The organism is Alkalibacillus filiformis (genome assembly GCF_030814115.1).
GTDB lineage: Bacteria > Bacillota > Bacilli > Bacillales > Alkalibacillaceae > Alkalibacillus > Alkalibacillus filiformis.
In genome coordinates, this window is the sequence record NZ_JAUSUP010000014.1 from 37,271 (window position 1) to 46,119 (window position 8,849).

Here is an 8,849-nt window from a genome sequence, read left to right on the forward strand (position 1 = left end):
TGCCAAGGGGAGGATTATTATGGGGAAACAAGTTGAATTAGTTGTTTATGGGGCAGAAGTATTATGTCCAAGTTGTGTTAATTTACCGAGTTCTAAGGAACAATATGATTGGTTGCAAGCTGCTATTTCTAGAAAGTTCGGTGGAAATGGTGTGACATATAAGTATGTTGATATTTTCAATCCACCTGAAGAAGAGCCGTATAAAGAATTCGCAACACGAGTTGTTGATGAAGATATGTTTTATCCAGTTGTTTTAGTAGAGGGAGAGGTAGTCGGTGAAGGCAACCCTCGTTTGAAGACTGTCTATAAAGCATTAGAAAAACATGGACTACAACCCGAATAATTAATTAATGAAGGGTTCAAATCAATATATAGAAACAGACTGAGGAGTGTACGAGACTATGAACCCGTTAGTCGAGTTTTGTGTGAATAATTTAGTTAGTGGTTCACAAGAAGCATATGAAAAGTTAAGACAAGATCCAGATTTAGATGTTGTGGAATATGGTTGTACGAGTAACTGTGGTATTTGTGCTATGAGTTTATTTGCTATTGTTGAAGGCAGAAGAATATTAGCTGATACACCAGATGAATTAGTGGACCGTATATATGAGTATTTAGACGAGGAAGAGCTAAGTATTTAAGAAAGATCGTGAGGTTATGATGGATGAAAGTACCTTTTACTAAAATGCATGGATTAGGCAATAGTTATATTTATATAGATGGCTTTCAGTTTGAATTAGAAGAACAAACTATACCTAAACTTGCACAAGAAGTTTCAAACGTTAATACAGGTATTGGCTCGGATGGCTTGATTATCGTCATGCCATCATCTCAAGCGGATGTAAGAATGCGAATTTTTAATAAAGACGGTTCAGAAGCGATGAACTGCGGTAATGGTTTACGTTGTGTTGCTAAATTTGCTTTCGAACATGGATATGTAAACACTGAAGACTTTAAAATTGAAGCTAAGTCGGGTGTTGTTGACGCCACCGTTCATACAGATGAACAAGGTCAAACGGTAAATAGTGTTTCCGTTGATATGGGACCACCGATTTTAGAACGCGAACAAATTCCGATGACAACAGAGCATGGTGGTCCTAATGACCAAGTGATCGCAGAACCTTTTGAAGTTGATGAAGAAAAATTAGTTGCGACTGCTGTATCAATGGGGAACCCTCACGTTATTTTTTATGAAGACAATATAAAAGATGCCCCAGTTAGCACATTAGGTCCTAAAGTGACGAGTGACCAACGCTTCCCAGAAGGTGTAAATGTTGAGTTTGTGGAAGTCGTTAACTCGCGTGAGATCATTTTTAGAGTGTGGGAGCGTGGCTCAGGAATAACGCAAGCTTGTGGAACAGGAGCATGTGCTGCTGTCGTTTCATCCGTTCTAAATGGTTTTGTGAAAAAAGGAGAAGAAGTGACTGTACACTTAGATGGTGGCGATTTATGGATTTCATGGCTACACAATCACCACGTCTTAATGAGAGGACCTGCTAAGACAGTAGTAGAGGGAGTTTTCTTTTCTGAAGTCACTTAATTGAATGACGTCCGTTTACCTAGTATACTAAACAAGTAGGGGAGGTATTGTGATGACAATTAATTTAACAGAACCAGCAACGTTACAAGTTAAAGAAATGTTAAAAGATGAAACTGCTGAGGAAGTTTTCTTGCGCTTCGGTGTTAAAGGTGGCGGTTGCAGTGGTTTATCTTATAAATTAGGATTCGATTATGAAAAGAAGGATACTGACCGTGAATTGGAAATTAGTGGTATTCCAGTCTTAATTGCTGAAATGGATGCACCAATTATTGAAGGAACAACGATTGACTTTAAGCAGAATATGATGGGCGGCGGATTTACGATCGATAATCCAAATGCGATTGTTTCATGTGGTTGTGGCTCTTCATTTAAAGCACCGGGTGTTGAAGGTCAGCCTGGAAATTGTTAATAAGCCTATAAATAAAAGGAGCTATGCTATTTCAGCGTAGCTCCTTCTTAATTTAATCATTAAACATGTGTGTAGAGTGTTTCGGTTGAAGGCGTGCATTAGGGTCCATTCTTTGCATTGCATTGTTTACCGCAGTTGGTCCTTCACCAAAACCAGCAGCAATTAATTTAACTTTACCTGGATAAGTAATAATATCTCCAGCCCCATATATTCCTTCAATATTAGTTTCCATTCTCGTATTAACGACAATATCATTTTTCTCTAATTCTATGCCCCAGTTTTTAATAGGTCCTAATTGTGAAATGAAGCCGTAATTAACGATTAAATCATCAACTTCAACTTCGATTGTTTCATCTGACTTTGTTTTTTGTAATTTCACCTTTTCAATTGCCTCTTCGCCTTCTAATTCATAAGGCATATAAGGTGTTAAAAGCTCAACAGAAGATTGTTTCAATTGTGCAACACTATGTTCATGGGCACGGAATTGATCTCTTCTATGCACTAAACTCACTTTGTTTGCAATTGGTTCAAGCATTAATGCCCAGTCAACAGCAGAGTCGCCGCCACCACAAATCATGACATTACGATCGCGGAAAGCTTCAATATTTGTAATGTAGTAGTGTAAGTTATGGTTTTCATATTGATCCACATGATCGATTTTTAACTTTCGTGGTTCAAAAGCACCGTTTCCTGCGGTTATTATAACGGATTTTGCATAAAATACTTCTTGATCAGTTGTTAATTTAAATAAGTTTTCTTCTAATTTCTCAATCGATTGTACGGCTTGATCAAGCGTTATAGTAGGGTTGAATGGTTTTGCTTGTTCATATAACTGGTCAACTAATTCTTGTGCTGTTACTTTTGGAAAGCCAGCGACATCGTAAATATATTTTTCAGGATATAATGCAGAAAGCTGTCCACCGATATGAGGCAAGCTTTCAATAACTTGTACATCAGCTTGACGTAACCCACCGTAGAAGGCTGTGAATAAACCAACGGGGCCAGCGCCAATAATAGCTATATCTCTAACGTGTTCGTTCATATATATTCCTCCAACTTCATAAAAAATCGTATAAGCACCATGAAACATTATAACATCAGATGTATTGATTGATAAATGTTTTGCAAACTAATCAATAACTATATAATAGGTGAATTATCAGAAACATTAGAAATCTAAGAAAGGGTTGAAAAACAGGTAAAAAAGTTCTATGATTATTTTTAGGTGAGTATTACGTTTTTAGACAAAATGTTACGTACTACGTGAAGTAATTCACAAAGAACTTATTTTTATTTTAAACTCTTAAAAATTTTTGGATGGATGTGATGTAAATGAACAAACCGAGCATTGTTGTATTAGGTGCTGGATATGGCGGAATCATGACAACAATCAAGCTACAGAAGATGATTGGTGACAATGAAGCCGACATTACATTAGTGAACAAGCATGATTACCACTACCAGACGACTTGGTTACACGAGAACGCTGCAGGAACGTTACACCATGACCGTACACGTATCCCAATTAAAGACGTTGTTGATTTTAACCGCGTAAACTTCTTACAAGATACTGTTGAGTCAATTGACCCAGAAAACAAAAAAGTAGTCTTAGAAGATGGCGAGCTTACATATGATTACCTTGTCATCGGATTAGGATTCGAATCAGCTACATTTGGAATTGAAGGATTAAAAGAACATGCCTTCTCAATTAACAACATTAATAGCGCTCGTTTAATTCGTGATCATATTGAGTATAACTTTGCTCAGTATAACAACGAAGAAGGAGACCGCCAAGATTTAGTGACGATCGTAGTTGGTGGCGCAGGGTTTACAGGAATTGAATTTGTTGGTGAAATTATTAACCGAGTTCCTGAACTTTGCCAAGAATACGACGTTGACCCTAGCAAAGTTCGCGTAATTAACGTTGAGGCAGGACCGACTGCTTTAGCTGGTTTCGATGAAGAACTTGTTGAGTATGCAATGAATCGTCTAGAAGAAAAAGGTGTTGAATTCCGTCTAGGGACAATGCTTAAGAAGTGTACAGAAGATGGTATTATCGTTGAAAAGGACGATGAACAAGAAGAAATTAAGACGAAAAACATCGTGTGGGCAGCAGGTGTACGTGGTAACTCAATCGTTGAAGAATCTGGCTTTGAAGTTAGTCGTGGTCGCGTACCAGTACGTGATGACCTACGCACTCCTGACTATGATGATGTATTTGTTGCAGGTGACTGTGCTGTCATCTTTAATAAAGAAACAGAAAAACCATATCCACCAACAGCACAAATTGCGATGCAAATGGCTGATACAATCGGTCATAACTTAAAGCAATTATTAAACGGTGGAGAAGAATTTGAATCATTTACACCTGACATTAAAGGTACAGTCGCTTCATTAGGTCATACAGATGCGATCGGTGTTGTATTTGAGGATAAGAAGTTGTATGGTCGTTCAGCTTCCATTATGAAGAAAGTAATCGATAATCGTTACCTTGTGAAGTTAGGTGGCGTTGGATTACTACTGAAAAAAGGTAAACTAGATATGTATCGCTAATATGAATGATGAGCAAAGGTAGTGACGATCACTGCCTTTGTTTTTTGTTTTAAATATGAAAAAAATGTGTCCCCTAAGCGTTCGCATTTTTTATGTTCATTAATTGTGATAGAATTAGTTTAGTTTTGTAATTGTCTAGGAGGATCTTTAGCAAATGGGGATTATACAAGTATTTGTTTTATCTGTATTGTTTTTTATATTGTTTTTCGGTATTGGATTTATTTTAAATATGTTACTACGTTCAACATGGGTTATGGCAGTTGTATTTCCAATCGTTGTTGTGTTCATAGTGGATGATGTATCATTTACATCTTATTTCTCACAGCCAGGCGAAGCATTTCCTGCTCTGTGGGATGATTTGAACAGTTTACAAGCCGTTGATATGTTTATCTTATTAACTGGATTTGCAGGTACGATTGTATCAGGTATTGTTATTAATATCTTACGTAAAAAAGGTTATCAAATGTTTTAAATATTCAAAAAAATATACCGTTCATGTATAAAAGTTTCTAATATTGGTTACGCTTTGTGGCAAAGAGGTGTTCACAAATGAGTAATCGAATTAGAAACTTTTCTATTTTAATAGTAGGTGTCATTATTACATTTTTCATGGCTTCCTACTTCGTAACGAGCTCAGTACACAGTGAAGAAAATCGTGAAACTAAAGAATTTAAAGTTAAAAGTTCAACAGAGTTAAGTCATAAATCGTTTGCTAGTTCAGAAGAGGAAGAAGCAAACCAACTTGAAGAAGTGGAGCTAGCATCTTTAGATGAAGAGGTTGCCACTGAGGTTGCATTTAGACATTTTCCTACTCGAACTGTTGTAGCAACTGGTTATACAGCTGGATATGAATCGACAGGAAAAACAGAAGGTCATCCTTTGTATGGTATAACTTACTCTGGTCTAACTGTACAACGAGACACTATTTCAACAATCGCTGCTGATATAAATGTTTTTCCGTTAGGGACAGTGCTTTATGTCCCAGACTATGGATATGGAATTGTGACAGATATCGGCGGGGCTATTAAAGGGAATAAAATTGATTTATATTACGATACCGTAGATGAAGTGTTTAATAAATGGGGTAAACGTGAAGTAGAAGTTTACGTCATTGAAGAAGGGGATGGACAAGTTACGGAATCTGATTTGCACTATTGGGAAGAAGCGATTCAGTCTGAGACAGTTCCTGTTATTGGTGGACAATATTATTAAGGTATTAGTATAGAGGCTGGGACAAAAGGGATAGAGTGTGGTGAAAACCCGAACGAAGTCAACATATGATTTCGTTCGGGTTTTGTGCATTGTTTAGTTTTGTCCCAACCTCTTTTAATGTTTTGTTATTAAAAAATACTATAAGTTATAAGAGCTAATAATATACCGGTTACTGCACCGAAGAATACTTCAATTGGTTGGTGACCTAATAATTCCTTGAGTTCTTTCTGTTTTTCGGCTTCTTCTTTTTGGTCCCAATGTTTAGCGTCTTCTACGATTCGCTGAAAGTCTTTGACGAGCTGATTTAAGATCGTTGCATGCTGACCAGCATGACGTCTAATTCCAGTTGCGTCATACATAACGATAATACTTAATACGCAAGCTATAGCAAAGTATGGTGATTCAAATCCGTGTTCAATTGCGACTGCTGTTGTTAAAGCCGATACTGCAGCTGAATGACTGCTCGGCATGCCGCCAGTGCTAAAAGCCAGTCCTAAATTAATTTCTTTTGTTGCAATAAACTGTATCGGTATTTTAACAACTTGAGCAAAGATTACTGCAAATAAAGCGATCAATAAAGGTGTGTTGTACAAAATTTCCATCTATAAAGCCGTCCTTTCTCTCTATATGTTTCATCATACCCTAAATTGATGTCGTAAAAAACGGTTTTATGAAAATATTTATTTCGAATTTTGAATTATTTTGTTATGATAAATAATAATCATAAATCGGAGGGCTGATACATGTTTAAAGTCGTTAATGAAAATTTAGAAAGTCATCAAACAGATGCTTTAATTATTGGTTTGTTTGAGGAAAACAAGGAAAGTCAAAGCTATTATCAACTTTTAAATGACAAGTTCAATGGTCATTTAGATGAGCTAGTTCAGTCAGGGGATATATCAAATAAGGAAGGATCAGTCTCTAAAGTACATACATTAGGTTTAATTGAAGCTAAAAGACTATATTTTGTAGGATTAGGCAAAAGAGATGCCAAGACCGTTAATACTGTTCGAAACACTTTCGGGAAAGTTTTTAAACAATTAGCTGAAAATGGAGTTGCTCAAGCATCGATTCAATTAAATAGTATTGTATCAGAAGAAGACCAAACTGATTACGTTGAGGCGATAGCTGAAGCGATGGCTATGGCTCCGCACCAGCTACAAACCTATCATACGGATCGTGAAGAAGAATCTGTTGATTTAGCAAATGTTCAATTTTTAACAGATCAAAGTCAAGGTGTTGTTGAAGCTGCTAATACAGGCTATGCTTTAGGTAATGGAGCAAATATTGCGCGTCATTTAGTTAATTTACCAGGAAATTTATTAACAGCATCAGACTTAGCTGCTTTCGCTGAAAACATTGCGAGTAAGCACGATATTGAAATTGAAGTGTTTGATCATGAAAAGATTAAAGCATACGGGATGGGTGCACTATTGGCCGTCAACCAAGGGTCAGAGGAACCTCCTCGTTTTATCGTTATGAAGTATCAAGGTAAAGATACTTGGGAAGATCCTGTTGCGTTTGTCGGTAAAGGTATTACGTTTGATACTGGTGGTTATTCTTTAAAACCAAAAGACGGTATTATTGGCATGAAGATGGACATGGGTGGGGCTGCTTCAGTTATTGGTGCAATGGACGCGATCGGTCATATTAAGCCGAAAGAAAACATCATGGCATTGATTCCAGCAACGGATAATATGATTAGTCATACAGCCTATAAACCTGATGATGTCATTGTAACAATGAGTGGCAAAACGGTAGAAATACGTAATACAGATGCAGAAGGACGTTTAGCAATGGCAGACGCTGTAACTTATGCTAGACAAAACGGTGCTGCTAAAATTGTTGATGTTGCAACCTTAACAGGTGGTGTCGTCGTTGCATTAGGTGATCAAGTAACAGGTGCGATGACGAATGATGAAAAATGGTTCAGTGAAATTCAAGAAGCATCCGAACAAGTAGATGAGCCAATTTGGCAGTTACCATATTTAGATGTTTATAAGAAACAAGTACGAAAGAGTCACATAGCTGATTTAAACAATTCACCAGGTCGTAAAGCACATGCGGTCATGGCGGGTGCATTTGTTGGGGCATTTGCAGAAGATACACCGTGGGTTCACTTAGACATTGCGGGTACAGCAATGGCAGAAGGTGAGCATGATTTAGGGCCTAAAGGACCAACTGGTGTTATGGCGAGAACGTTAGCTAAAACGATGATGAATGTAAAATAAGTAAAAAGCGCTAAGGGTTGATCCTTAGCGCTTTTTGTATATTTATTGAGACGTATTATGATTTGGAATTGAAGAGTTAACAACGGATAGCCGCCCTAAAATTTTCGGAAGCAGTACAGCAGCTCCCATCGTAATCACGAAATCCTTTATAAAGAATGGCAGCATAGCAATAGCACCTTGTGTCAACGTTAATGGCACTTCTAATACAAGGTTAGTTGAAGCTACCATAAATGGTGTGCCAATTAAATAGTTTGCCATTAAACCAGCAAAGGTAGCTGCGATATAGACTGTGACATTAGGTTTTTGACTTTTTTCAACGATATACCCAGTTACCCATGCTACAGCAATAAAGGATAATAAAAAGCCTCCTGTCGGGTAAATAAACGGTTGTAAACCAGAACTCATTTCAGCAAACACAGGCACTCCTGCAGCGCCAATTAATAAATAGACAATGACAGAAAAACTTCCTAACTTTCTTCCTAAAATAATACCAGCTAAGATTGCAAAAAATGTTTGTAATGAAAGTGGGACTGATCCAGCACCATATGTAATTTTTAAAAATGGAAACCAAATCGCAATGTTGGCGCCGATCATCAGTAATACAACAAATACAGAACCTAATGTTAACTCACTCGGACTGAACCTTCTCTTCATTTTCTTCCCTCCCTTTGATGATAATAATATATCGAAAGGAAAAGGGATTGTCAACTTGTTTTTGTTTTAGGTAAACAATAAAGGTGATACTTATGGGAAAATATCGGCGCACACGGGTTATTTATCAGCGCTCGCAGAAATTTATCGGCGCACACCGGCTAGGCCCCCTTAAACTGGACACAAAACAATTCACCTAGCTGTGACTCAAAATTGCTCAATTTTTTATCATTTCCCTCCATATTATAGTGGT

The 8,849-nt window shown here is 37.2% G+C and carries 11 protein-coding genes; 8 read left to right on the forward strand and 3 right to left on the reverse strand.

Annotated elements, in window-relative coordinates; genetic code table 11:
• Positions 1-19 precede the first annotated feature (19 nt).
• The 4 genes from J2R98_RS13115 to J2R98_RS13130 are packed head-to-tail and all read left to right on the forward strand — an operon-like array spanning position 20 to position 1,949.
• Positions 20-343 (forward strand): DUF1462 family protein, encoded by a 324-nt coding sequence (locus tag J2R98_RS13115; RefSeq protein WP_307069717.1) that lies wholly within the window; start codon positions 20-22, stop codon positions 341-343.
• A gap of 58 nt (positions 344-401) precedes the next feature.
• On the forward strand, positions 402-641 hold the full coding sequence (locus J2R98_RS13120; RefSeq protein ID WP_017186769.1) for a YuzB family protein: 240 nt from the start codon (positions 402-404) through the stop codon (positions 639-641).
• A 23-nt stretch (positions 642-664) separates the two neighbouring features.
• A complete protein-coding gene (gene dapF / locus J2R98_RS13125; RefSeq protein WP_307069719.1) occupies positions 665-1,540 on the forward strand; it encodes a diaminopimelate epimerase in 876 nt (291 codons plus the stop codon).
• Between the two features lie 52 nt (positions 1,541-1,592).
• Positions 1,593-1,949, forward strand: a complete 357-nt coding sequence (locus J2R98_RS13130; protein WP_307069720.1) for a HesB/IscA family protein — start codon at positions 1,593-1,595, stop codon at positions 1,947-1,949.
• 52 nt (positions 1,950-2,001) lie between these two features.
• Here the strand turns inward: J2R98_RS13130 and J2R98_RS13135 are convergent, their stop codons facing one another.
• Positions 2,002-2,991, reverse strand: a complete 990-nt coding sequence (locus J2R98_RS13135) for an NAD(P)/FAD-dependent oxidoreductase (protein ID WP_307069721.1) — start codon at positions 2,989-2,991, stop codon at positions 2,002-2,004.
• A gap of 290 nt (positions 2,992-3,281) precedes the next feature.
• Between J2R98_RS13135 and J2R98_RS13140 the strand changes: the two genes are divergently transcribed.
• The 3 genes from J2R98_RS13140 (at position 3,282) to J2R98_RS13150 (ending at position 5,714) form a co-directional block, all read left to right on the forward strand.
• The gene (locus J2R98_RS13140; RefSeq protein ID WP_307069723.1) at positions 3,282-4,502 is read left to right on the forward strand and encodes an NAD(P)/FAD-dependent oxidoreductase; all 1,221 of its coding nucleotides are present in this window, start codon (positions 3,282-3,284) and stop codon (positions 4,500-4,502) included.
• A gap of 154 nt (positions 4,503-4,656) precedes the next feature.
• The gene (locus J2R98_RS13145) at positions 4,657-4,974 is read left to right on the forward strand and encodes a YuiB family protein (RefSeq protein WP_307069725.1); all 318 of its coding nucleotides are present in this window, start codon (positions 4,657-4,659) and stop codon (positions 4,972-4,974) included.
• A 77-nt stretch (positions 4,975-5,051) separates the two neighbouring features.
• Entirely contained in the window at positions 5,052-5,714 is a 663-nt protein-coding gene (locus J2R98_RS13150) for a 3D domain-containing protein (RefSeq protein WP_307069727.1), read from the forward strand.
• A gap of 128 nt (positions 5,715-5,842) precedes the next feature.
• On the opposite strand, the gene J2R98_RS13155 is transcribed toward J2R98_RS13150, so the two are convergent.
• Positions 5,843-6,316 (reverse strand): divergent PAP2 family protein, encoded by a 474-nt coding sequence (locus J2R98_RS13155; RefSeq protein WP_307069729.1) that lies wholly within the window; start codon positions 6,314-6,316, stop codon positions 5,843-5,845.
• Positions 6,317-6,457: 141 nt separating this feature from the next.
• Between J2R98_RS13155 and J2R98_RS13160 the strand changes: the two genes are divergently transcribed.
• Positions 6,458-7,945 (forward strand): leucyl aminopeptidase, encoded by a 1,488-nt coding sequence (locus J2R98_RS13160; RefSeq protein ID WP_307069730.1) that lies wholly within the window; start codon positions 6,458-6,460, stop codon positions 7,943-7,945.
• Positions 7,946-7,987: 42 nt separating this feature from the next.
• Here the strand turns inward: J2R98_RS13160 and J2R98_RS13165 are convergent, their stop codons facing one another.
• Entirely contained in the window at positions 7,988-8,599 is a 612-nt protein-coding gene (locus J2R98_RS13165; protein WP_307069732.1) for a biotin transporter BioY, read from the reverse strand.
• Positions 8,600-8,849: the final 250 nt, after the last annotated feature.

What these genes read in the sequence shown, in the direction of transcription:
- J2R98_RS13115 (WP_307069717.1), top strand. Translation starts at nt 20, where the DNA reads ATGGGGAAACAAGTTGAATTAGTTGTTTATGGGGCAGAAGTATTATGT.
- J2R98_RS13120 (WP_017186769.1), top strand. Translation starts at nt 402, where the DNA reads ATGAACCCGTTAGTCGAGTTTTGTGTGAATAATTTAGTTAGTGGTTCA.
- dapF (WP_307069719.1), top strand. Translation starts at nt 665, where the DNA reads ATGAAAGTACCTTTTACTAAAATGCATGGATTAGGCAATAGTTATATT.
- J2R98_RS13130 (WP_307069720.1), top strand. Translation starts at nt 1,593, where the DNA reads ATGACAATTAATTTAACAGAACCAGCAACGTTACAAGTTAAAGAAATG.
- J2R98_RS13135 (WP_307069721.1), bottom strand. Translation starts at nt 2,991, where the DNA reads ATGAACGAACACGTTAGAGATATAGCTATTATTGGCGCTGGCCCCGTT.
- J2R98_RS13140 (WP_307069723.1), top strand. Translation starts at nt 3,282, where the DNA reads ATGAACAAACCGAGCATTGTTGTATTAGGTGCTGGATATGGCGGAATC.
- J2R98_RS13145 (WP_307069725.1), top strand. Translation starts at nt 4,657, where the DNA reads ATGGGGATTATACAAGTATTTGTTTTATCTGTATTGTTTTTTATATTG.
- J2R98_RS13150 (WP_307069727.1), top strand. Translation starts at nt 5,052, where the DNA reads ATGAGTAATCGAATTAGAAACTTTTCTATTTTAATAGTAGGTGTCATT.
- J2R98_RS13155 (WP_307069729.1), bottom strand. Translation starts at nt 6,316, where the DNA reads ATGGAAATTTTGTACAACACACCTTTATTGATCGCTTTATTTGCAGTA.
- J2R98_RS13160 (WP_307069730.1), top strand. Translation starts at nt 6,458, where the DNA reads ATGTTTAAAGTCGTTAATGAAAATTTAGAAAGTCATCAAACAGATGCT.
- J2R98_RS13165 (WP_307069732.1), bottom strand. Translation starts at nt 8,599, where the DNA reads ATGAAGAGAAGGTTCAGTCCGAGTGAGTTAACATTAGGTTCTGTATTT.